Source organism: Labrenzia sp. ATLA3 (assembly GCF_057180185.1).
Genome location: NZ_JBXUKV010000002.1, coordinates 683,899 through 706,467 on the forward strand (window position 1 = coordinate 683,899; position 22,569 = coordinate 706,467).

General features: G+C 59.9%; 18 protein-coding genes. 4 read left to right on the top strand and 14 right to left on the bottom strand.

Annotation, left to right across the window (positions count from 1 at the left end; genetic code table 11):
* Positions 1 to 174 precede the first annotated feature (174 nt).
* From AC2A6O_RS07620 to AC2A6O_RS07635, 4 genes are all read right to left on the bottom strand, one after another.
* Positions 175 to 1,266, bottom strand: coding sequence for a LacI family DNA-binding transcriptional regulator (locus tag AC2A6O_RS07620; protein WP_148583036.1), 1,092 nt, complete (start codon positions 1,264 to 1,266; stop codon positions 175 to 177).
* Between the two features lie 115 nt (positions 1,267 to 1,381).
* Complete coding sequence (locus tag AC2A6O_RS07625; RefSeq protein WP_148583037.1) at positions 1,382 to 1,870, bottom strand: OmpA family protein; 489 nt, start codon at positions 1,868 to 1,870, stop codon at positions 1,382 to 1,384.
* Positions 1,871 to 2,022: 152 nt separating this feature from the next.
* On the bottom strand, positions 2,023 to 2,667 hold the full coding sequence (locus AC2A6O_RS07630) for a L,D-transpeptidase (RefSeq protein WP_148583038.1): 645 nt from the start codon (positions 2,665 to 2,667) through the stop codon (positions 2,023 to 2,025).
* Between the two features lie 132 nt (positions 2,668 to 2,799).
* Positions 2,800 to 3,705: a DMT family transporter gene (locus AC2A6O_RS07635; RefSeq protein WP_148583039.1), complete on the bottom strand. Its 906-nt coding sequence runs from the start codon at positions 3,703 to 3,705 to the stop codon at positions 2,800 to 2,802.
* 132 nt (positions 3,706 to 3,837) lie between these two features.
* Here AC2A6O_RS07635 and AC2A6O_RS07640 point away from each other — a divergent pair, with 132 nt between their 5' ends.
* Positions 3,838 to 4,293, top strand: coding sequence for a methylated-DNA--[protein]-cysteine S-methyltransferase (locus AC2A6O_RS07640; protein ID WP_498926329.1), 456 nt, complete (start codon positions 3,838 to 3,840; stop codon positions 4,291 to 4,293).
* Positions 4,294 to 4,433: 140 nt separating this feature from the next.
* Here the strand turns inward: AC2A6O_RS07640 and AC2A6O_RS07645 are convergent, their stop codons facing one another.
* The 8 genes from AC2A6O_RS07645 to AC2A6O_RS07680 all read right to left on the bottom strand — a co-directional run bounded on the left by AC2A6O_RS07645 (position 4,434) and on the right by AC2A6O_RS07680 (position 16,242).
* Positions 4,434 to 6,407 carry a DNA/RNA non-specific endonuclease gene (locus AC2A6O_RS07645; protein WP_498926330.1) on the bottom strand — a complete coding sequence of 658 codons (1,974 nt, stop codon included), beginning with the start codon at positions 6,405 to 6,407 and terminating at the stop codon, positions 4,434 to 4,436.
* Positions 6,408 to 6,563: 156 nt separating this feature from the next.
* Positions 6,564 to 9,662: an AAA family ATPase gene (locus AC2A6O_RS07650; RefSeq protein ID WP_498926331.1), complete on the bottom strand. Its 3,099-nt coding sequence runs from the start codon at positions 9,660 to 9,662 to the stop codon at positions 6,564 to 6,566.
* On the bottom strand, positions 9,659 to 11,392 hold the full coding sequence (locus AC2A6O_RS07655) for a S1 family peptidase (RefSeq protein ID WP_148583043.1): 1,734 nt from the start codon (positions 11,390 to 11,392) through the stop codon (positions 9,659 to 9,661). The genes AC2A6O_RS07650 and AC2A6O_RS07655 overlap by 4 nt, the downstream gene beginning before the upstream one ends.
* A 505-nt stretch (positions 11,393 to 11,897) precedes the next feature.
* On the bottom strand, positions 11,898 to 12,137 hold the full coding sequence (locus AC2A6O_RS07660; RefSeq protein WP_498926332.1) for a hypothetical protein: 240 nt from the start codon (positions 12,135 to 12,137) through the stop codon (positions 11,898 to 11,900).
* A 145-nt stretch (positions 12,138 to 12,282) separates the two neighbouring features.
* The gene (locus AC2A6O_RS07665; protein ID WP_148583045.1) at positions 12,283 to 12,825 is read right to left on the bottom strand and encodes a MarR family winged helix-turn-helix transcriptional regulator; all 543 of its coding nucleotides are present in this window, start codon (positions 12,823 to 12,825) and stop codon (positions 12,283 to 12,285) included.
* 236 nt (positions 12,826 to 13,061) lie between these two features.
* Complete coding sequence (locus AC2A6O_RS07670; protein ID WP_498926333.1) at positions 13,062 to 13,850, bottom strand: ABC transporter ATP-binding protein; 789 nt, start codon at positions 13,848 to 13,850, stop codon at positions 13,062 to 13,064.
* A 49-nt stretch (positions 13,851 to 13,899) separates the two neighbouring features.
* Positions 13,900 to 15,060 (bottom strand): MFS transporter, encoded by a 1,161-nt coding sequence (locus tag AC2A6O_RS07675; protein WP_498926334.1) that lies wholly within the window; start codon positions 15,058 to 15,060, stop codon positions 13,900 to 13,902.
* 177 nt (positions 15,061 to 15,237) lie between these two features.
* Positions 15,238 to 16,242: a putative metalloprotease CJM1_0395 family protein gene (locus AC2A6O_RS07680; RefSeq protein WP_498926335.1), complete on the bottom strand. Its 1,005-nt coding sequence runs from the start codon at positions 16,240 to 16,242 to the stop codon at positions 15,238 to 15,240.
* Between the two features lie 172 nt (positions 16,243 to 16,414).
* On the opposite strand from AC2A6O_RS07680, the gene AC2A6O_RS07685 reads away from it, so the two are divergent.
* Complete coding sequence (locus AC2A6O_RS07685; RefSeq protein WP_498926336.1) at positions 16,415 to 17,218, top strand: creatininase family protein; 804 nt, start codon at positions 16,415 to 16,417, stop codon at positions 17,216 to 17,218.
* Between the two features lie 229 nt (positions 17,219 to 17,447).
* Entirely contained in the window at positions 17,448 to 18,386 is a 939-nt protein-coding gene (locus AC2A6O_RS07690) for a LysR substrate-binding domain-containing protein (RefSeq protein ID WP_148583050.1), read from the top strand.
* Between the two features lie 278 nt (positions 18,387 to 18,664).
* Here AC2A6O_RS07690 and AC2A6O_RS07695 read toward each other — a convergent pair whose 3' ends face one another.
* A complete protein-coding gene (locus AC2A6O_RS07695) occupies positions 18,665 to 18,967 on the bottom strand; it encodes a response regulator transcription factor (protein ID WP_498926337.1) in 303 nt (100 codons plus the stop codon).
* A gap of 130 nt (positions 18,968 to 19,097) precedes the next feature.
* Here AC2A6O_RS07695 and AC2A6O_RS07700 point away from each other — a divergent pair, with 130 nt between their 5' ends.
* Complete coding sequence (locus AC2A6O_RS07700) at positions 19,098 to 20,537, top strand: helix-turn-helix domain-containing protein (RefSeq protein WP_148583052.1); 1,440 nt, start codon at positions 19,098 to 19,100, stop codon at positions 20,535 to 20,537.
* Between the two features lie 232 nt (positions 20,538 to 20,769).
* Here AC2A6O_RS07700 and AC2A6O_RS07705 read toward each other — a convergent pair whose 3' ends face one another.
* Positions 20,770 to 22,389: a GMC family oxidoreductase gene (locus AC2A6O_RS07705; RefSeq protein WP_498926338.1), complete on the bottom strand. Its 1,620-nt coding sequence runs from the start codon at positions 22,387 to 22,389 to the stop codon at positions 20,770 to 20,772.
* Between the last annotated feature and the right edge of the window lie 180 nt (positions 22,390 to 22,569).

A 22,569-nucleotide genomic window follows, 5' to 3' on the forward strand; every position in this document is an offset into this window, starting at 1 on the left:
GTCAAACGAAGCGCGCAACGGGATCAGGAAACCCCGGTCATGGCAGTCTTGGGATTGGTCGAAATTCATTTAGTGCGCCGGATCTGGACCTGCTCCGCACTTCGTTTCGCACGACCAGGCAGTAGACGGCCTGAAACGCACTGAAAATCGGGCGGCAACCGCCACCCGTCTTGCCTAGTCAGCCAGCTTCGGAGCCAGCCGCACGCCTGGAGGCGGCGAGCTTTCACGGATCCGCAAGTCGGGCTCGATCACGATGGGCGTATTGGGCACGCGGTCGCCCGCGATCTGGCGCAGCAGGGTCAAGGCCGCCAGACGGCCGATCTTGTCGGGCTGAGCCGATACCGTTGTCAGTGCAGGCGTGCGCGCATCAGCGCCGTCGATATCGTCATAACCGGTAATCGCCATGTCGGGACCCGGCTCGACCCCAGCCCGTCGGAACGTGGTCATCATTCCAAAGGCGACGAGATCATTGAAGCCGACGATGGCTGTGGGGCGATTTTCAGCTTCCAGGATTTGCGGCACTGCGGCCCGGCCGTCAGCCTGTGACATCATTTCCGGCAGGTCGAGCTGGTTGGCGGGATCGATTCCCGCTTCTTCCAGCGCCTTGCGCCAGCCGGCATTGCGGTAGCGCCCTGTCGAGCTGCCACGGCGGCCGCCTACCATGGCAATGTCCTGGTGCCCCTGTTTGATCAGGTGTTTGGTAATCTGGTAGGTCCCGGCAAGATCGTCGCCGCGCACGCAGGGCGCCCAGACGCCCGGAACCTCACGCGCCACCAGCGTCACGGGAATTCCCTGATCCACCAGCCTGTTGATCTCCTCTGCGGAGGTTCCTACCGACGGACACAGGATCAACCCGTCCGCCCGGTGCTGGAGCAACGTGTTGACGAAAGCGCGCTGGCGTTTGACGTCATCCCGGTGGTTGCAGATGAAGATCATCTGCCCCTGCTCTTCCAGCACGTCCTCGAGCGCGGAGAAGACTTCCGCGAAATAGGGGTTCAGGATGTCATGAACGGCAACGCCGACGATCTGGCTTCGGGCAGTGCGCAGGGAGGCCGCCGACCGGTTATAGATATACCCGATCTCTTCCGCGGTCTGCTTGACCTTTACCCTGGTTTCCTCGGCAACAAGCGGACTGTCACGAAGTGCCAGCGACACGGTTGCCGTGGATATCCCGAGCTGGTCGGCAATATGCCCGAGCGTCAGCCTTTTACCAGGCTTTTGCGGAAATTCCGGCTGGGAGGGAGGGGAACCGTTGTCTTCAGACATTCCTATTTCTCGATAACCGCAGCGGCGATGGGAGAGACCGTTATAGCTCTCTCCCCTCTGGGTAAACAGGTTTTTCTGTTTTTCCGTGAATTGCGTTCGCAGTGCAACACCGAGATCAACGCCGTCCCGCAGGGGCGGAATCGTCAAATTCCTCACGCAGATTGACGACAACCCTGCGGTTTTGCGACTTGCAAGTCACCTCATCGCAGTCGGTCACCGGCCGCTCCACGCCATATCCCTTTACCCACATGCGCTTGGGATTGACCCCCAGTTTGACCAGTTCGGCCATGACAGCGTTGGCCCGCTGGGTCGACAACGTCTTCTGCGCGGCCTCGCTGCCCGGATCATCGGCATGACCCTGGATCTTGACCAGCCACTTCTTGTTCTTCTTCAGCCACTTGGCCTGATTTTCGATTGTAATGCGGGCTTCATCCGTGATGACGGCCGATCCCTGATCGAAGTAGATCCGTCGGCCCACATTGAGAATGAATTCCTCTTCCGAACCCGGCGAAATAGTGCCGAAACCTGCGGCTGGTGCGTTGGTCACATCCGGTGAGGACAATCCGCCGGCACTGTTACAGCCGGCCAATCCAAATCCAATCATGAGCGCAAATACCGCGCCCCGGCCGATTCGGCCCAAATTCTTTTCCAAGGAAGCCCCCAAATCCTTTTACTGTTTCCCCTCGACCGGCAGCACTCAGTCCCCAGAACTGAAGCCCCGCCGGCCGATTGCAAATCGCTGCGGATCAGCGGACCTCAGCCCGCGTTCTCGCCCAGATGCTCCAGCACCAGAACGCCGGTCCCTTTCGGGCAGCGCTGGTACAGGTCGACAATGTCTTCCGGGAACATGCGGATGCAGCCGCTCGACACATCATGGCCGATGCTCCACGGCTCCAGCGTGCCGTGCAGCCGGTAACCGAGATCGGATCCGTTCCGATAGAGATACATCGCCCGTGGGCCGAGCGGGTTGTTGGCGGCTCCGCCTTCGACCATTCTCGGCAGATCCGGCTGCCGCTTCAGCATCTCGGGTGGCGGCACCCACCGCGGCCACAGGGCCTTGCGGTCTATCCGTGCGCGGCCAAACCATTGGAAGCCTTCGCGCCCGACGCCAACGCCGTATCGAAGCGCGGTATTGTTTTCCCAAACCCAGTAAAGGAAGTGGTTGTTGGTATCGACCACCACTGTTCCTGGCGGCTCGTCACTGAAATACTTCACCATCTGCCGATGCCAGACGGGATCTATCTTTTTGAAATTGGTTTTCCTGTATTGGAAGCCACTATCTTCCTGATAGCCAGTGAAATAAGCGTTTGCAGCTGCATTGGCATGCGCCACCTGCGGCAAGGCCAGAATGCCTGCCGTGGCGGCTGCCCCTGTCAAGAACCTGCGTCGGTTCAGCTCCATCCCATACCCCCCTTTAAAGGCTGGCGATCCTTCCTGACCGGCGGTTGGATTAACCCCGGAGGGCATTAAGACTGGAACTATCCAATTCCGTCAACCACCTGAGGACAGCTTGAGGGCAATTGCGGTTGCGCATCAGATCCCCTTGATGCGCTCCCGGTAGAGGATGTAAAGGCCGGACGCGACGACGATGGCTGCTCCCAGGATGGTGGTCGAGGTGGGTACATCGTCAAATATCAGGAACCCCAGCGCGATCATCCAGACGATCTGCGTGTAGATGAAAGGCGCAAGCACCGGTGCAGGGGCGATCCGGTGTGCCATGATGAACAGGAAATGCCCGCCCGCACCGAAGGCGCCGGTCGCAAACAGAAGAACCCAGGTCCAGGCATCCGGCGGTGCCACCCAGACCGAAAGCCCGGCCGGCGTCATGGCAACGGCGGCAACGATGCCGGAAATGATCAGCATTCCGGCGGAGCTGTCCGTTGCGGTCAACTGGCGCGTCAGCAAGGCATAGAGCGCGTAAAAGCACATGGCCGCCACGGAATAGATCGCCGCCCAGTGCATGCCACCAAGGCCCGGGCGGGTGACCACGAGAACCCCGATGAACCCGACAATGATGGCCATCCATCGCCGCAGCCCTGCCCATTCCCCCAGAAGCGGTCCGGCAAGCGCCGTTATCATGAACGGCGCGGCGAACATGATCGACATGGTTTCGGCGAGCTGCAGATAACGAACGGCCAGAAAATTGAAAATGGTAGTGCCGAGCAGGCACAACGCCCGTACGATCTGCAGAACCGGCCGCTGGGTTTTCAGCAGTGACGGCTTTTTCCAGACCTGAAACAGGACCAGCGACAGGATCACATGGCTGACGAACCGCATCCAGACAATTTGCAGGGTTGGCAGACTGGCGGACATGTATTTCGCCGTTGCATCCAGCCAGGAGAAGCTGAGACAAGCCAGCACGATAAGACCGATTCCGACGAGTGGCGCCGTTGCAGCAGCAGTATTGCCTGCCGAACGGTCCTGTCTGTCATGCGCCATCGGAGGCAGCCCTTTTCAAACGATCATCCGTAGATGAAAAAGTAAGTAGCGGACCCGTCCCGGCAGGACCGGCCCGATTGAGATATGTGCGCCAACCCACTACCTGATATCAAGAGACAAGCGGGGACGGTTATGCCGGTTGCGGAAATTGAAACATGGCTGGGGCGCCTTTCCATAACGGAAGAAAACGGCGCAATCACCCAATTACACTGGAACGGGCCGCCTGGCAAAGAAGAAACACCACTGCTGAGGGAAGCTGCACGTCAGGTGGAGGCCTATCTCGCCGGTGATCTGAAAACCTTCGACCTGCCGCTTGCTCCGAAAGGCGGCGACCTGCACCAGGCAGTGTTCAAGGCGATGCTGGCAATTCCCTATGGCGGAACTCGCACCTATGGCGATGTTGCCAGGGAACTGGACACCTATGGACAGCCGGTCGGCCAAGCCTGTGGAGCCAATCCGATACCGATCATCATCCCCTGCCACCGCATCCTTTCGGCGAACGGCCTTGGCGGATATTCCGGCGCAGGCGGCACGGAAACAAAGATCGCTCTCCTGAAACTGGAAGGCGGGTATCCCTTCCTGGTCTAACGAAACGTCTTTCGAAAATCGAACGCGCCGCCGTCCCGGTCAGGCCAACAGTAAACCAAACGGGGGCAGCGGCGGTATTATGTTGAAGCGCGGTTTGCGGGACCGGAGGTCCGCTCCACGCTTCCAGAGACACGCCGATCTTACAGGATCAGCGTGTCCCCTCCCGTGATCTCGACAAACCGAGGACGGCTGGCGGGCAATTCGAGATCGTCGGCAAGAGCTGCCAGCGGGTCCGCATCTCTCAACGGACCGAAATCGAAGCCGGACAGTTCTTCCAGAAAGGCGACCGACACCTGGAAGGTCTTGTATTCGCCGAACGCAAATCCCTCTACCGCTTCCGTCTCGTGGCGATCCTGCATGTATTTCTGAATGGCCTGCCCCTGGCTTAACAGATAGGCGGTCGCGTGGAGCTGAAGACTGTCGTCTTCCTGCAAGGCGTCCATGACAACCACCTTCCAGTATTGCAGAGGCAGATTGATCCCGACGCTATCGAGAAACGGATCTTCGTCGTCATCGAACAATGGCCCGGTAAAGACCGTCGCACGGAAGCCGTGGGTCCTGGTGCTGTCGAGGATATGGTTCTCCAGCCCTTGCCAGGTGGATCGGTTCTGGTTCAGCGAGGCATGTTGCGGCGACGCGTTCGTGTAGTGGAACGTATCGTCGTTCGCCAGCTGCGCGACCCCACGGTCATCGCCCCAGTTCGGATCTTCGCGCCTGACCATGTGTCCCCGGTCCAGATCTCCCGGAAAGTCGCCCTTGCCGAGCTGCGCCTGCATCGGAATGCGCTTGTCGAAGAACCACTTGTCCGGCTTCTTGCGCTTGATCTTGATCGCCTTTTCACCATCGATATTGACCGCGGTTACAACGGGGCTCCGGCGGTCCAGATCATGGAGCAGGCCAAAATGGGTGTAGCGCAGCTCATGCGGCCTGTCCTGTGTCGCATCCGCCGGGCTGGCCAGATTGAACATGCCGTGCGGCAGCTTCGGAAAGTCCACCTTTGCCGACAGGAAGTCCGGGTCGTAGCCGTCCCGGCCGGTAAAATGGTCCGGCTCGTGAAAACCGTCGGCCACTTCCTGCGCTAGGCTTTCCTCAACCAGAACCTGCGTCGGCCGCGTGCCGGACAGAAGATCCCGCAGCGTGCTTGCCCTGACCGCGCTGTTGGCAATTCCATAAGCGCCCGCAAAGTGCAGTCCCACCACCTTGTTGCGATCAAGGCTCAGGACGGGTGAGCCGGAGTTGCCGCCAAGCGTGGTGCAGTCGTGGCTGAGCACTGTCCCCGGCGTAACCGGCATCATCTTGCCCGGGGCAAACCGCTTCACATCGTAAAGCCCCTTGAAATACTTCTCCATTTCGGTGCGGTCGTTCCGGCTGTCGAAGGCCGGATAGCCGATCACGGCGACAATTTCATCCGTTTCCGCGTCCGTATCCACCAACGGCAGGGGCGCCAGGTTGAAGCCATCCGGCTTTTCAATGCGCCCGATCGCGACATCGGCGCTGGCATCATCCGCCAGATAGGTAAATCGGAGGATTTCCGCCGGTCGCGCATCGGACGGCAGCGAACCCACCTCCTCGTTGAAGTCCACGCGCGCGCCGTATCGCACCATTGTGAAGGGCGAGCGAATGAAGACGCCCTCTCCCTTGGCGGTACGGCGCGCGACAATCTTGGCCACATGCCTGTTGGTGGCCACCAGGAAATGGCGTCCGTCGGCTTCCTCGCCGATCACCCAGGCGGTTCCGCCCCAGCTCATCGAATGATTGACGAACTCCACACGCCCGACCGAGCCAATCCAGTGCTCATTGCGCTTGATCTTGAGGTCAATGTCCGCGCCGAAGTCATCCGGCAGCGGGATCAGGGAAACCGAGCCATCTTCCACCACCATCGGTGGCCGTGTGACCAACCGCACGATGGCTTCCAGTTGCGTCGGCGGCGTGCCCGTCGCCTCAAGCTGGCCGGGCGACATATCCAGCGCGTCCAGCGTCGCCTGCACGTTCAGCCCAAATTGCTCAACGAAGGGGTGTCCTGTCTCAATAGCGCGTTTCGCAGCCACAAGCCGTCCGCCCGATTTCAATGCCTCGAGGCGTCCTCGACTTTCCAAAAATGCACGTTCGTTCATGGAAATTCCTCCAATATCAATGGCTGTATTATTGTGCGGCGCTCCCCATAGGCTGGCGCCGCAGCAGGGCTGAAAGCCTCAACTGGCGCAAGCAACCTGAGCACTGCCTGGCTCTCTCCTTCCTTCGTCTTTGACGAACCTTGATAGCGCGACCGCTTAAAACAGCGATGACGCGTCAACCGGCTCGTCTCTGCTTGCAGCATCTGCCCCGATCACGGCCAGTGCGGCCGTAAGGGCCGGGCCCATGAGCCGGGGCGCCAGCACCATCGCAATGTCCTGTGCGCCGCCGGCTGTCATTGCCTTTGCCAAGGGCCGCTTCAACCGCCGTTCGAACACACCGCGGGCGCGCCGCGCCCCTTCTTCCGTGTCGGGATAGTCGGCGGCATAGGCCAGTCGCCGCAACAAGGCTCTTGCGGTCGCGGGCGGGTCATTTTCTGAAAGCAGGCACTCCACCCGAGCTTCGAGCAACACATCCCGATTGCCGTCGCCCCAGTCGGGTGGTGGCGTTCCGGGGTAGGACCAGATGCCACCGCTGAAGCGCCGCCAGCGTTCGGCTGCGCGCGCGACCGTGGGAGCATCCGGAACCGCATTGAAAATCGCAAAGGCCCCTGCCCAGTCGCAGGTCAGACCGAGCGCGCCCAGAATTTCCGGTCCCTCGAGTTCGATATCGCTGGCGTAGCGTTCGAAACTGTCGAAAAGGTCGGGCGTCCCCAGCATGGACATCGTTTCGTGCAGCCCCTCATAGAAGCCACGCAGATATTGCGCCATGCGTGGGCTGTGCTGAATGCGCGCCAGAACGCTCAAGGGGGCAATCGCCGGATTCATGCGGGCGATGGTGTGCTGATCCGTGACAGGGCTTTCCTCCCCGGTCATGATCGCGAACCGCTCCGCCCGGTTCGCACCGGACCGGATGGCATCTGCCGGGTATTCGGATTCTTTCTCGCCGAACCGGAAGACGGACATGGCGACCGGATCCAGGATCTCTGCATACTCCTGCCATCCGTCCTGGCTGGCCAGAAGCGCGAAATCCAGTGCGCCCTTCAAGGCGATCCTGGAACCTTCCGCACGAGCCTGCCACGCCGCCTCCGCCAGTTTCTCGTCGCCGCGCAGACGGCCGACAAGCCCCTCGAAATCCGCTTCCGCCGCGATTTCCAGCAGAACCAGCCTATAGAGCCCGGGATCTTCCTGGCTCAGCTGGTCCAGCAGGGATTTCGGCAGTTGCCGCCAAAGGGACATCGCCCGCGCCCATTGGCCGGTCAGCCAGAAATAGGCAAGCGTGGCGGCAGCTTCCGGACTGGTTGGCGCAGGATTTCGGGGGAAGGCGTTGTTGAGCGTAAAGATGTGTTCGGCCTCCAACACATCTCCGCGCCGAAGGGTGTGCTCGAGTTCGCGGATCAATTCGGGCTCGATTTCCGCCGGCGTTCCCGTGGTCTCAGGTTCCGGCGCCCCTTGCTCGCTGCTGGTGTAGCGCGCCCGGCGGGAGCGCTGACCGCGCTCCTGCAAGATGGCATTGGCCGCAGGAAGAGGAAGCTCGTCCAGTTCGTCATCGCTGAGGCCCGCAACATCGCCGGCCGTGAACGCAGGCATCGCATCCCCGGCCCGCGTTGCCTGAAAGGCATGATAAAGTGCGGTTTCGCGGTCGATCCCGGCGAACCAGCTTGCCGCCACCCGGTCAATCTTTGCTGCCAGTTCAGGCTTCTCCACATAAAGCATGGGCAGGATTTCCCGCCGCAAGTCGCTGCGATGTTTCAGCCAGTCCTGACCGTCCACAGCCACCAGCCAGTGATGGCTGCTGAGTTCCTGCCAGAGACGTTTTGAGGCCGCTTCGTCGATGTCTTCGTCAAGGCCGAGAGCCGGAGCCAGAACGAACTGGATTGCTTCGGCGCTGATCCGGCGAAGGACGAGACCCGGGTGCGCCAGCTTTGCCAGCAGCGGATCATCAATTCGCGACAGGATGGCCCGGTAGAGATAGGCTTCCGTGACACTGCCAGCTTCGCCGTATTCCAGTTCGCCCGGATCAAAGTCGTCTGCCTGGGTCACCTTCGCCGACAGCCGCAACATCAGCGGATTGCCGCGCGAAAGTTCAAAGATCCTGTCATGCAGGTCCGGCGGCGCACCCAGCGTGTCCAGAAGGTCCCGGGACTCCGCCTCGGTCAAGCCGTTCAACTCAAGCGGTGGGCCCTCAATGCGTTTGCGGACGGAATCAAGCGCATCGCCCCGTCCGGCCGCGATGATCGAAACCGGAGACAGCCCCGCCCGCACCAGGTTGTCCAGAACCTCGAACAGCAGAATGGGCCGGGTTTCCCCATGGCCGCGCAACACTTCAAGCGTATCCAGCACCAGGACGACCTGCCCACCGTGCGAACGCACAGCAGCGCCCATGGCGTCGATCAGTTCAGTCGGTAGAAGCGTGCTGCTGACCGTTGTGCCGGAGGTATCGGCGGTGCCGGAATACTTGAGCCTGAGATCACGCAGCCTTGGCGCTTCCTCGGTCAGGATATCCCCCAACTGCCGGGAGAGTTCATGCACCAGCTTGTCCGGATCTTCCAGGTTCAGCCCGCGCCGGTCAAAATCCAGTCGCAGAACGACCGGAGCCTGCTGCTTGGACCGGTATTGCGCCATTGCGCGGTCAATCAGGAAGGATTTGCCGATACCCGGCAGGCCGGTGATGAAAAGGGCGCGGACAGGCGTCTTCTCCTGAGGTTGCGCGCACCAGTCTAGCAGGCGGGCCAATTCCTCCTCGCGGCCGAAAAACTCCCGGCTCAGCATGGTCTGCGCCCGCCTTGCGGCATCCACGCGGTTCATGACCCCGCGCAGGCGCACCAGCAACGGATAGGCCGGTGCACTTGGCCCGGCCCGGTCCAGCTCACTCGAAATGTCCTCGATCCGCTTGAGGCGGTCCTCGTCCGGCAGATCCGGCGTTTCCGCAATCAACCGTTCGATGCTGTCCTGCGAGAACGGCTCATCGCCGCGCAGGGCTCTGGCAACGGGCGTATCTTCCTCAGGCGTTTCGATGCTTTTCAAGATGCCGTGGCGCGGCCCGTTGCGGAGCGACCAGACAGGTTCGGAGGATACTTCCTGAACGACCTTTTTAAGTTCTGCCAGCAGCCGGGCAATCGTCAAAGGCGTGAGCTTGTCCTGCAGTACCTTCGACGCTGCCTCCACAGCATCGCGCGGCGTGAAGGTCTTGCGCGTGGCGGCAAACCGCATTGCCGCCTTCAGGCCTTCCGTCAGCTGGTCGCCGTCCTTGTTCATGGTGCGCTCGCTCCTTCCCGTGGAAGTTTGTTCGCAAGGAACTTGCGCAAGTTTTCCGACACGGTCTTCACCTCCGCGCTGCGGTAGACCGTTCCCTGGCTTTCAACGCCGGCAAGAGCCTGGTCCAGAACATTTTTGACCGCATCGTCCTTGAGGCCAAGCCCCAGGGACCGGTTGATTGCCTCCAGCGTGTAACGCACATCCTCTCGGTCGAACTGGCCGATATAATCCACCATCACACCCGGCGCCGTGAGAGCGCTGGCATTTTCCGCCTTCGGGCCGGGGACGCTGTAGGTCTCCCCGCCAGCCATCACAAATCGAAGTCGCGTATCGCTCAGGATCGTTGCCAGAAGCAGTTCAAGTTGCTGCTGGGCCGCCTTGCGCAGACCACCACGCGGATTGTCGAAATAGATCCAGCCCGGCTTGTCCTCACTCGCCCCGGCCGCCTTGGCCAGGCGATCCACAAGTTGCCTGGCACGGTCCTTGTCGCTTGCGCCTTCACTGGTCTCATCCTCAGCAGCACCCGGCCGTGCCAGCAGAGGCGTACCGCCATGAAGTCTCTCGTTCAACGATTGCAGCAGGTCTTCCATCTCCAGAGACAGTTCAACCCTGAAGACCTGTGCCGGTTGACCGTTCTGCGACAGAACCTGACACAAAAGATCGTAGGAAAATTCCAGCCCGGTCGTCTCGTCGATCTCCATCCGCTTGATCCAGATCCCGCGCAAGTTTGGGGCCGCCCCCCTCACGACGTCATGGATGGCGTGACAATAGCGTTGACGCCCGATAATCAGATGACCGTCGACACGCCCCGTCAGGGAAAAGATGTAAGGCGGCGCCCGATCCTCGGCAATTGCCTGCAAAAATGCATCGATGCCCGCGAAGGTCGCATAGGGAACGATCCTGGACACGCCATTCAGTTTCCCCTGGTGAAAGCCGACAAATGCAAAATCCGTATCGAAGACCGAGCCGCCCGATGAGCCGGGCCGGGTGACGCCGTCTTCCCATTCCAGTTCAATGCGCGGCGGATCATCAATTGTTGCCCGTCCGGTAACGAAAGTCACGCCCCTGCCGTTGTCGTCCTGCCTGTGGCTCAGGCACAGCTTCCGCCTTCCGGTGATCCAAGCCGGCGGATTGGTCGGCAACTCGCAGTAGGTCGTCATCGGTTGCTCAAGGGCGAGCAAGGCAACATCCGGATGGGCGCGCAGGATAGTTGCATCCTGAACACCGGCATCCCATTCACCATCGTGACAGGGCTTTTCGAAACGCACACCAAGCACGCGCAACTTTTTTTGCCCTTCTTCCGTGCGCACCGTGAGACCGGTTCGGCGCTCCTTTCGCTTGTCCTTGACGGTCACGTGCCAGGCGGTCAGCGCAAGCCGGTGGGAAACAAGCGTCCCGACTCCGCAAAACCCGCTTTCATCGAAAACATAAAGCTTGAAGCCCAGCATCTTGTGCGCGAAATCGCCAAGGTCTTCGAGATCGAAATTGGCATCGTTGATCGGCACCGCAGGCCGATTAACGTGATACATGAAATCCCAGCCGAGGTTTTCGTCATTCAGAAAATCAGCCAGGAGATCTTCCAGAGACTGTCCGGTGATCTCCACAGTGCTGCGCAATGCGTCCAGCGTCATCAGAGAGTCCGTAAAGCCCTGAACCCGGCGCAGCACTGTATCGACGGAGGCTTCGTCGGCATCCAAATACGGCTTCAGCTCTGCTCCGGTTACCGGCATGATCAACACCGTGTCGAGAAATGTTAAAACAATAGGGTCTGTTTCTAAGCGCCGGTGCAGCTGTCAGCTACCGGCTATCGACTGAGGATATGCGTATACCCGGTCAAAATAAGGCCGACCGCACACTCTCACAGACTGCGAAAACAAATGCGCATGCAATTATAGCGATTTTATCGGAAAAATAAACGCATAAGTATAAATAGCCTCGCAAGCTGCATACCGCTTTTCAGACGACTTTCGGGAACGCCTGCCGCGTTTTCCGCATCAACATTTCGCAGTCGACCGAATGGCGCATGCCTCTCACGGCGTCCATGGCTGACGGCGGTGACACACTCAACCCTGACGCCGACACGATAGAGCACACATCGCGATCCCGCATCTGTCATGGATAAAGATACAAAAAAGCGGCGAACGGTTGGACCGTTCGCCGCATGATTGATTTTCACAGGTCTTTGATTGGAGTGCACACGCAGACGCCGGTCATCTGCATGGAGAGAAATGAAGCCTAAAACACCATCATTCCGATGAAGACCATTACAACAGCCAGCACGCTCCAGGCCATCAACTCCTGGAACTGTGACTGGCGGGATTTGACTTCGCTCCAGGTGCGGGCCTGAGGTGCCTGCCTCAATCCGAATTGCGGCCGGTTGATGGAAGCATCCGAGACGTGACGGAACCGGTCACGCAGCTCCTGTGCCCGGCGGGCACCACGGTCTTCGTTTATGGTCCGATACCTCAATCGCATGTGTAACCTCCGTATATGCCAACGTGGCTAAAACGCAGGTAGGACGCACAAGCGGCCTTTGCAAATGACAGATTTTTAATCTTGCCGCAGCTGCCATCCAAAGATGCCGGGGCGCCAGCTGACGCGGGAAATCGGAGCAGAAACGTCAGGCAGCGGACAGCTCCTTTTCCTTGGCCTTGTCTTTTTCCTTGCCTTCGGCTTCGGCGGCAGCATCCCCGTCGGTGTCGAAATCGGCTTCATGTTCCGGGTCATTATCGACAGAGATCGACAGGTTCTTTTCGACCTGCCGGAGCAGCTTGCGCAGTTTCTTGCGGTCCTTGTCGTCCAGTCCGGACATGGCTTCCCGTTCCAGGCGCTTCCAGGCCTTGTCAACCGACACCACAAGCTCGCGGCCGACGTCGGTCAGATAGACACGTGCAAGACGACCGTCCGTATCGGAGACCTGACGGCGCACATAGCCCTGACTGGAAAGCCGGGTCACCATCTTGGTGACGGTGGGCGGCTGCACGCCAAGCGCGAGAGCCAACTGGCTCATCGTGCGTCCGTCCGTGTCCGCCAGCACCTTGAGCACCAGTTCCTGGCCCGGGTGCAGACCGATCCGCATAAGATGCGCCCCGGACCGGGCCCGCTGCGCCTTTGCAGCCTGAACCAGGCGGAACGTTATGCTTTTCTTGTAATTGAAAGCCATCGCTGCAACCCCGTCTTCCAGTCAACTCTAATCACGTTCATCAATGACGCGGAGGCACCCTAGCGAAGGTATTTAACCGTCAAATGACACCCGCCCGGCAAAAGTCGATTTTAACGACACTGCACAGAGTTGACGCCTGATATCCAGCGAACTTTTGTTTCATCGAACGCACGCGGCCTCAAATGGATCGGGGATGTCAGGTGCAAGCGGTCACGTTTTCCCTGTTATGGGCACCTTCAAAGAGCGTCAGCCGGTTCCAGGGCACCGTGAAGCGCGTCGGAAACCTCGCGGCAGTACTGACTGTAGTCTGAAGACGTCCTGAAACTATCTTCCCGCGGATACGGCACATCGATATCCATCTCGCGGATGACCCGCCCCGGTCGGGACGCCATCACCACGATGCGGCTGGAGAGATAGACAGACTCGAACACCGAATGCGTCACGAAAAGAACGGTCCAACCAAAGGTCTTCTGCAGGTGAAGCAGATCGTTGTTGAGCTTGAACCGCGTGATCTCGTCGAGCGCGGCGAAGGGCTCGTCCATCAGCAGAACCTTTGGACGGGTGACAAGCGCGCGAGCAATCGAGACCCGCATTTTCATGCCACCGGACAGCTGACGGGGAAAATCTTCGGCAAAATCGGCAAGACCGACAGTCGCAAGGGCATCCATCACCCGGTCCTTGGCCGCCTGCCGGGAAACGCCCTTTAGCCGCAGCGGCAGCCAGACATTGGCAAAAACCGTGGCCCACGGCATCAGCGTCGGCTCCTGGAACACGAACCCAAGCTCGTGCTCATCCTGCCCGCTGCGCTCCATCGGCCAGGAAACGGTACCGGCAGAAGGGCTGGACAATCCGGCGATGATCCGGAGCGCGCTCGACTTGCCGCACCCCGAAGGCCCAAGCAGGGACACGAACTCGCCCTCGCGCACATCCAGGGAGAAATCGTCGAGTGCGGTCGTGCCGTTTTCGAAAACCTTGCCGATCCCCTTCAGGGATACAACGACAGGAGCCTTGTTCAGTGACGTCATGTGATCGCTTCCGGCTTTCCTGTTGTGTGAACCACTTCCGCAGCGTCCGTCAATCCTTGACCTTGAGCGCCCCTGCAAGCATCGGAATGGCCACCGTCAGCACCGCAACGGTGATGAAAGACGCCCTGAGCGAGAGATAGTCGCCAACAAAACCAAGCAGCGGCGGCCCGAACAGGAAGGCTCCATAGCCAAGCGTGGCAACAGCCGCGAGGGCAGCCCCTTTCGACATATGCGGATCGCTGGCCGCCCGGGACATGGCAAGCGGAAACAGCACCGCATATCCAAGGCCCATCACGAAACATCCCGCCCAGACTGACCACAGACCGGCTTCGGAGACCAGCAGGACACCTCCCAACAGGGCAACGATACCGCTTACGCGGGCGGTTCGCACCGGTCCGAAACGGGCGATCACCTGATCGCCAGCCAGGCGCATGATCACCATGGCGATCGAGAAGATCGTGAAGGCAGCCGGCGCAAGCGATTGGGAAATGCCAAGATCCTCGATCTGATAGAGCGCAGCCCAGTCCGTCACCGCACCTTCACCCAATGCTGCCACCAGAGCCATCAGCCCGACAAGCACAAGAGCTCCCTTGGGCATCGCAAACAGCGGTGCCTTGCTGCCATCTTCGTTGTGGACCTCGTTTTTCGGCCAGGCCTGACGCCAGTACCAGACGAGGAACGGTGCCGAAATCGCACCCCAGAGCACAAAATGCGACAGGACACTCAGCCCGGCCGTGATCGCAAGCCCACCGGCCAGTGCGGCGGCGCCCGCCCCCAGGCTGTAAAGCCCGTGATAGGAGGACATGATCGGGCGCCCCAGCGTCTTTTCCACCTCGGCGCCCCAACCGTTCATGGAAATATCCAGCGCCCCGATGTTGAGGCCTGCCAGGAACAGGGCGGCGGTCAACAAGGTCACGTCGGGCGCAAGTCCGACCAGAACGAAACTGACGATGTTGGCAACCGTCAGCAGTTTGGTCATGGGTGCAGCGCCCAGACGGTCAATAAGCATTCCCGTGATCGGAAAGGCAACAAAGGCACCGCAAGCCATCACAAGCAGGAGAATGCCAAAACCGCTTTCGTCCAACCCGGTTGCGGACTTGATGTCGGGAATGCGCGAGGCCCACGTCCCGATACTGGTACCGCACATGAAAAAAATTGCCGAAACGACGCGGCGCGCGGCAACGGCTTGGCGCTGGATTGAAACTGACATGAAGCTAACATTTTCTGGGAGGGCAGCGGCCCGAAAGAGAACCGTCTTTCTGTCACGCACACAGCAACCTGACAAGCGCCAATCCCGGCGAAAGCAGCCTCCGGTTACGCCCGGTCCTGTGACAGCAGGAGAACGCAGCGGCACCCCACGCTACACCCAACCGGCCAGGATACCGGCTCAGCTATTCAGACCGAAGAGCCGGGACTGGATGTCATTGGTCCGCTCGATAGCGGACTGATAGGCGGAAATCGCAGCCGCTGTTTCGGCACTGCCCCTGTCGGCGCCCGGTCCACCCGAACCTTCACCTCCCTCGGCACTCCCAGCTCCGTCAGCGTTTTCAGCCCCCTTGGCGCCATCCGTACCGGCAGGGTCCCTGTCGGTACCGGTTGCGGCATCGATGTCTCCGTCGCCATCATCTCCGGACAATTCTTCCGTTTTCTTCTGCCGCACCTCGGCCTGCGCTTCGGATATCTGGGCTCTTGCCTGCTGCGCCACCTTCAGGTCCTGAGAGGATGGATCGGCCGGCGCGGTGGCAGCCCGAATGACTACTTGCATCTTGCGGATCGTGGCTTCGGGTGTGCGCTCTTTCGAAGTATCGATCTGAACCTCGCCGCCTATGGCATAGCGTTTGCCGTCCGGCCCCTGCTGAAAGGTATAGCTGGGCGCCCCGGCATGAGCGCCGCCAACGCGGGCATGGGCCAGCTCGTGGGCACGAACTTCCTGGTCACGCTGCTTCAGCTTTTCAACCTGTTTTTCCTCGGCCTGATCGAGGCCGTCCCCATCGGGGTCTTCGTCCTTGGTGCTTTCGTCCTGCGCCTGACCGGTGCTGCTTCCGGCAGCCGCCGCCTCTGTGTCCGCCCCGTCGCCGGCTGCTCCCGCATTTGCGGAGTTGCCGGTCTCGGCGTCTTCGCCATCAGGATTTCCGGGCGCAGCAGCCGGACGGGAACGTCCAGCCCCTGCAGCAGATCCGTCGGCTTCCTGAAGCGCAATCACGGCCTGGGCACTCAACGGGGGTATGTTGCCGCCCCGAATGGCGATTGCCGAAGCACTTGCCTGACTTGCGCGCGCAGAAGCCTGGTCCCGGCCAGGGGTGTTCTCCCCCGAACCAGGATCGCGCTCCGCCGCGACACCGTTTCCTCTCAGGATCGTCGCTGGCGTATTTGACAGGATTGCGCCGATCATGGCGCCTATTCTCCCGCAAAGACGTCAGCAATTTCTAAACACCGGTTAAGAAACCGGGATCATAACTTCGTGAAGACAGGCCTGGATGAAGGTCTCTCCTGCCCCGCCTCTTGCCTGTCCGAGGACGCTATGCGAAGGAGAAAGTAACGTAGTTTCAAAGCGGAAGAGATAGATGCTGCCCAAGCCGTACTGGCAAGACATGACGACACTCGACTTCCAGTCACCCGGCATTGAGGACTGGATCGCTGTGTTGCCCGTGGCAGCTATCGAACAGCATGGCCCCCATCTGCCTCTGTCGACGGACGCGACGATTGCCGAAGGGCAGATCCAGCGCGTTCTTGACCTCCTGCCAGATGGTTTGCCGGCAACCTTCCTGCCGGTGCAGGCCGTCGGCAAGTCGGACGAGCACATCTCCTCGCCCGGAACGTTGACGCTTGCCTGGGACACGGTCACACGCTGTTGGCTTGAACTGGGCGAAAGCATCGCCCGGGCCGGAATCCGCAAGCTTGTGCTGATCAATTCCCACGGCGGCAACGTGCCCGTGCTGGATATCGTGGCCCGGGAGCTTCGTGTGAAGCACGGCATGTTCGTGACTGCCACGAACTGGCTTCGGTTCGGTCAGCCCGACGGGCTCTACGCCGACGAGGAATTCACCTACGGCATTCATGGCGGCGACATCGAGACCTCGCTGATGCTGCATCTGCGCCCCGACCTTGTCCGCATGGACCTTGCGACCGACTTTCCGTCGCAACAGCAAAGCTACCTCAAGGAATTCAAGCATCTTCGCGGGCACGGCAAGGCCCAATACGGCTGGAAGGCGCAGGACCTCAACGAGGCCGGCGCACTTGGCAACGCCGCACTCGCAACCGCTGAAAAAGGACGCCAATCGCTCGATCACGCGGCGCGTGGCTTCATCGAACTGCTTGAAGACGTCAAGAGCTTCGACATGGAAAGGCTCTGGTCGCCGGCACGTTGATACGGATCTGAACCGGTTTTGAACGGCCGGAAGCGGCTATATGTTACGTAAAGGTAATATAAATAAATTCATCAATTACCAATATCCCGAGTTCGATATCGGTAATATTCGAATTTTCTGAGCTAAGCCAACAATAATACACAACAAATTTCTACGTGTATTGACCTGAACCTGTTTAGGCGACACATTAATCCTTGTAGAGATTTGGGAGGGCGGTTCTCGCAGAACCATGAATCTTTCTATTCGGCAGCTGGCGACCTTTCGAGAGGTCATGCGAAGTGGCTCTATTTCAGAGGCCGCGCGCACGCTTGGCCGAACGCAACCTGCGGTCAGCTCCACCATTGCAGGCCTTGAAACAGAGCTCGAACTGAAACTGTTCGTACGTGAACAGGGCCGCCTCGTGCCGACACCGGAAGCCGAATTCTTTCTGGAAGAAGCCGAAGCCATTCTGAAACGGCTTGAAATCTCCAAACGCACGCTGCGCGGCCTCGCCAACCGGGAACACGGGCAGTTGCGGATTGCCGGCATTCCCGAAGCAACGGCCGACTTCCTGCCCAATAGTCTGGCGCAATTCATCGCCGACAAACCAAGCGTCAAGGTTTCCCTGGCAAGCAGAACCTCAGCCGAAATCGAGGAACTGATCGCTGCACAGCAATTCGATATCGGATTTGCCGAAACCCCGCGGGCGCGAAATTCTTTCGACCAGATCGATTTCGAGCTGGAATGCATGTGCGCAGTGCCCGCAACCGACCCCTTGGCCTCGATGGAAGTCATCACACCCAAGGAGCTGGATGGATACCCGCTCGCGCTGCTTCACTCCGAGCATCGCAGCCACCGCCAGACGCTCTCCCGCTTTCGCGATGCCGGCGTCCGGTTCAACCAGCGCTTCGAGCTTCAGACAGCCTGGCCCGGGCTCCGCTTCGTTGAAGCAGGTCTCTGCGCTCTGATCTGCGATATGATCACAGCCTATAATGCTCAGGAAAAAGGTCGTCTCGGCATGGGACCACCCATGATCGTCTTTCGTCCGTTCCGGCCACGCATTCAAAACAGCCTGTCGATCCTGACACCGACCCACCGGCCGATCTCCATCGTCGCGAAGGACTTTTGCGATTACCTTGGCACCGAGGTGGAAAGCATCCGCACATCCATGATCAAACGGGCTGTCTGAAGTTCTGCGGCAAGCGCGATATTGGCGGAATGGACGAATTCGCCGGGCGGTTTGTTGACCTAACCGCCGCGAGCGGCTGACGGCGATGGCGCCGTCAGAAAGGCTGCGTTTCGCGATTTTATTGCGTTATCACGCGGCCGATGGGGCTGGCACAATTCTGGCCGGTGCACCTATGGCCGAACAAAGCAACCCAGGCGCGACGGAAAATCAAAAGATGCTGGCATCCGAGCACCCGTTCATTTGCAAACGAGTGTCCGGATGGTCAGACCTGCACCGTGTCAGGCGGCTGCGTTGTGAAAAATCGCGCTGTTTGCAGCAACGATAGCAACCGCGTTGGTGCGGTTTTTCGCCCCGAGGCGGGTGATGGCATTGCGGATATGCGCCTTGACGGTCGCAATCGACACGTCCAGCTCATAGGCAATCTGCTTGTTCACCTTGCCTTCGCACAGCTTCACCATGATTTCGAGCTGGCGCGGCGTCACCAGTTCGGTGAGGTTGATCGGCCAGCGGATACCAGCGGCAAATGCGCCGGTGCCACCATTGACTGCGGAACTTGTCGGCAAAGCGAAATGAGCGGTCATCACTACGTTCCTTGGGGTTGTTTCCTCCGTGGTGACAGGACTTTTCATCATTACCCGGCTATTGTAAAATGTTAAATAGCATACTGCATATTGTTAAAGATTCGCAATTTGATCCCGGAGACTGTCGAACGTGAGCAAAAAACTCTATTCCGGCCACACGTTGCGGCAAATCCGCTCGGATTTCGGCCTCTCCCAGGTGGAGCTCGCCAAGAAGATCGGCCTGTCCACCGCCTATGTGAACCAGATCGAAAACAACAACCGCCCCGTCACCGCCTCGGTGCTGCTGACGATCAACCGGATTTTCGGTGTTGATCTGTCCGCCTTCGAACAAAACGATCTCGACCGAGTGGTGCAGGATCTTCAGGAAATTTTTGCAGACACCCAGTTTCTGACAGCCTCCGTCGGCCGGCAGGAAGTGCATGAACTGGTGACACGGGCCCCGGGCGTCACCAAGGCGATCATGGATCTTTATGGGGCCCTGCGAACCTATCACGACCGGGAAGCGAACGAAGACGATCTGGTTCAGCTCGGCGGCAGCCCTGAAAGCGGTCCCGGCCCCAGAAAATCGGCCTACGAAGAAGTCCGCGACTACTTCCATTACATGGACAACTATGTCGATTCCATCGACCGGGCGGCTGAAAAACTGTCTCTGGAAATCGGACTCTCCAAAGCCCCCTCCAAGTTTGCGGCCCTCACCGCCTGGCTGCAGGAACGCTTCGGCATAACGGTGAAGGAATTTCCCGACTATCGAGGCACTCTGATCCGGCAGGACGATTTTGCCCGCACCATCACCCTTTACAGTGCGACGCCACAGTCGACCAAAAGCTTCCTGCTGGGGTCAGTCATCGCGGAACTGTGCGTGCGCGACCTCATTTCCGAAGAGGTCACCAAAGCACGGTTCAAGACCAAGTCGGCGGAGAGCATCGCGCGGCTTGCCCTCAGGAACTATTTCGCCGGCGCCCTGATCCTGGCCTATGACGATTTCCTGAAAGCGGTCGCGGAAACCCGGCACGACATCCAGCTTCTTTCCAACCGTCTGGATGCCAGCATCGAAACCGTCTGCCATCGCCTGTCGACGTTGCAGCGCCCCGGCGCCAAGGGGCTGCCGTTCTATTTCGTGAAGATCGACCGGGCCGGCAACGTCGTCAAACGCCACAGCGCAACCCGGTTCCAGTTTGCCCGCTTCGGTGGATCCTGCCCACGCTGGAACGTGCATCAGGCCTTCGAGCAGAACTCGAACAAGTTCACCTCGCAGGTTGCCCAGATGCCGGATGGCGTGCGCTACCTGTGTGTCGCGACCAGCATCACCAAACATCAGCCGGACTATCGCAGCGGCGAGCGCCGCTACGCGCTCGGCATCGGCTGCGAGGTGCAATACGCCGATGCGGTGGTCTACGCCGACGGGCTCGCAGTCGACGAGATCGCCTCACCCGAACCCATCGGCGTCAACTGCCGCATCTGCCCAAGGGACAATTGCGACCAACGCGCCTTCCCCGCCGTCGACAAGGAACCCTTCATCGACTCCGGCCAGCGCGGCATTATTCCGTATCGGGTGAAGGCAGCGGATTAGTCACGAAGTTTCAGGAGCTTGCCGCGCAACATCAAGTTACGCCTTCCCTCCTTTATCCTCATCCTGAGGAGGACCGACAGGTCCGTCTCGAAGGATGGGCTGCTTGTTCCGGAGCCCGCCGCCCATCCTTCGAGACAGCGCCAAGGCGCTTCCTCAGGATGAGGCAGTGGGTGGGTAGAGTTCAGTAGAAAAGACTAAAAGCACACACACATTTCTCCGGCCAGACTCCCCCTCAAGCCCGTCGCTCCGCCCGGATCATGTCCGCCGCCTTTTCCGCGATCATCACTACGGGAGACGCCGTGTTGCCCGAAACGATCCTGGGCATGATCGAGGCATCGATGACCCGAAGCCCGTCGAGCCCGTGAACCTTGAGCTGAGGATCGACAACGGACTGTTCGTCCACGCCCATGCGGCAGGTGCCAACAGGGTGGAAGATCGTGGTGGCGATATCGCCGACCTTTTTCAAAAGGTCCTCGTCGCTATCGACCGTCGGCCCCGGCAGGATTTCCTCAGGCTGATACGGCTGCAGGGCTTTCGCCGTCATGATCTGCCGCGCCTGCTTCACGGATTTGACGGCAACAATCTTGTCCTTCGACGACGACAGGTAGTTCAGCCTGATATCAGGCTGCTGTGCGGCATTCCCGCTCTGGATATGGGACGAGCCGACGCTTTCCGGACGAAGATTACACACCGACACCGTGATGGCCGGGAACGGATGCAGCGGATCGCCCAGTTTGTCGGTCGAAAGCGGCTGGACGTGATATTCGAGATCCGGCGTTTCCAGTGAAGGATCGGACTTGGTGAACATGCCGAACTGGCTGGGGGCCATCGACATGGGCCCCGACCGGGTCAGCCCGTATTGCAGTGCAATCGAGACCTTGCCGAACAGGCTGTTGGCCATGGTGTTCAGTGTCCTGGTGTTCTGCACCTTGTAAACCGTGCGGATCTGCAGGTGGTCCTGCAGGTTCTCGCCCACGCCGGCGCGTTCGTGTTTCAGCTCGATGCCGTAGCGGGACAGCACATCGCCACTGCCGATGCCGGACAGCTCCAGAAGCTTCGGTGAATTGATCGCACCGGCCGCAAGCAGAACCTCGCGCTCCGCCCGCGCGCTCACGTCCTGTCCCTTCACGGTGAAGGTCACGCCCGCCGCCCGTTTGCCTTCCAGCAGGATCGATTTTGTTTCCGCATGGGTGATGACGCGCAGGTTCGGACGCTTCAGAGCCGGGCGAAGGAAACCCTTGGCCGTGTTCCAGCGGACCCCGCCACTCTGGTTGACCTCGAAAAAGCCGCTGCCTTCGTTGCTGCCGTCGTTGAAATCCGCCCGCGGCTCAACACCGAACTCCTGCGCCCCTTTCTGAACGGCTTCCAGGATTTCCCATTTCAGCCGCTGCCTGGAGACTTTCCACTCGCCGCCACCGCCATGCAAACCGGACTTGCCGGCATGGTGGTCTTCCGATTTCAGGAAATAGGGCAGCACATCGTCCCAAGACCACCCGGTATTGCCGAGTTGGCGCCAGTGATCGTAATCCGCCGCCTGGCCACGCATGTAGATCATGCCGTTGACCGAGGAGCAGCCCCCCAGAACCTTGCCGCGCGGATAGACGAGGCTGCGCCCGTTGAGGCCGGGTTCGTTGGCTGTCTTCATCATCCAGTCGGTGCGTGGATTGCCGATGCAGAACAGATAGCCGACCGGGATATGCACCCAGTGGTAATTGTCCGAGCCACCCGCTTCCAGAAGCAGCACCTTGACCGAAGGATCCTCGCTCAGCCGGTTGGCCAGAACACAGCCGGCCGTTCCAGCCCCGACGATCACATAATCGTACGTTCCCTCAAGTGAAGTCGAACCGCTCATGTCGTTTCCCGTTTCCCGCCCATTTCCCGTCCACAGTCTTTTCGCTGCGGTTCAGATATCGATGGTCTGCGTCGTGCCGGACGGCCAATCTCAAGGCATGTCCCAACGCCCGCCGGTGCGATTTCGCCTGGCTGTTGGTCTCACAGTAGAACATCCTGGCGTCTCGGCAATTCCTCCAAG

What these genes read in the sequence shown, in the direction of transcription:
- AC2A6O_RS07620 (WP_148583036.1), bottom strand. Translation starts at nt 1,266, where the DNA reads ATGTCTGAAGACAACGGTTCCCCTCCCTCCCAGCCGGAATTTCCGCAA.
- AC2A6O_RS07625 (WP_148583037.1), bottom strand. Translation starts at nt 1,870, where the DNA reads ATGATTGGATTTGGATTGGCCGGCTGTAACAGTGCCGGCGGATTGTCC.
- AC2A6O_RS07630 (WP_148583038.1), bottom strand. Translation starts at nt 2,667, where the DNA reads ATGGAGCTGAACCGACGCAGGTTCTTGACAGGGGCAGCCGCCACGGCA.
- AC2A6O_RS07635 (WP_148583039.1), bottom strand. Translation starts at nt 3,705, where the DNA reads ATGGCGCATGACAGACAGGACCGTTCGGCAGGCAATACTGCTGCTGCA.
- AC2A6O_RS07640 (WP_498926329.1), top strand. Translation starts at nt 3,838, where the DNA reads ATGCCGGTTGCGGAAATTGAAACATGGCTGGGGCGCCTTTCCATAACG.
- AC2A6O_RS07645 (WP_498926330.1), bottom strand. Translation starts at nt 6,407, where the DNA reads ATGAACGAACGTGCATTTTTGGAAAGTCGAGGACGCCTCGAGGCATTG.
- AC2A6O_RS07650 (WP_498926331.1), bottom strand. Translation starts at nt 9,662, where the DNA reads ATGAACAAGGACGGCGACCAGCTGACGGAAGGCCTGAAGGCGGCAATG.
- AC2A6O_RS07655 (WP_148583043.1), bottom strand. Translation starts at nt 11,392, where the DNA reads ATGCCGGTAACCGGAGCAGAGCTGAAGCCGTATTTGGATGCCGACGAA.
- AC2A6O_RS07660 (WP_498926332.1), bottom strand. Translation starts at nt 12,137, where the DNA reads ATGCGATTGAGGTATCGGACCATAAACGAAGACCGTGGTGCCCGCCGG.
- AC2A6O_RS07665 (WP_148583045.1), bottom strand. Translation starts at nt 12,825, where the DNA reads ATGGCTTTCAATTACAAGAAAAGCATAACGTTCCGCCTGGTTCAGGCT.
- AC2A6O_RS07670 (WP_498926333.1), bottom strand. Translation starts at nt 13,850, where the DNA reads ATGACGTCACTGAACAAGGCTCCTGTCGTTGTATCCCTGAAGGGGATC.
- AC2A6O_RS07675 (WP_498926334.1), bottom strand. Translation starts at nt 15,060, where the DNA reads ATGTCAGTTTCAATCCAGCGCCAAGCCGTTGCCGCGCGCCGCGTCGTT.
- AC2A6O_RS07680 (WP_498926335.1), bottom strand. Translation starts at nt 16,242, where the DNA reads ATGATCGGCGCAATCCTGTCAAATACGCCAGCGACGATCCTGAGAGGA.
- AC2A6O_RS07685 (WP_498926336.1), top strand. Translation starts at nt 16,415, where the DNA reads ATGCTGCCCAAGCCGTACTGGCAAGACATGACGACACTCGACTTCCAG.
- AC2A6O_RS07690 (WP_148583050.1), top strand. Translation starts at nt 17,448, where the DNA reads ATGAATCTTTCTATTCGGCAGCTGGCGACCTTTCGAGAGGTCATGCGA.
- AC2A6O_RS07695 (WP_498926337.1), bottom strand. Translation starts at nt 18,967, where the DNA reads ATGACCGCTCATTTCGCTTTGCCGACAAGTTCCGCAGTCAATGGTGGC.
- AC2A6O_RS07705 (WP_498926338.1), bottom strand. Translation starts at nt 22,389, where the DNA reads ATGAGCGGTTCGACTTCACTTGAGGGAACGTACGATTATGTGATCGTC.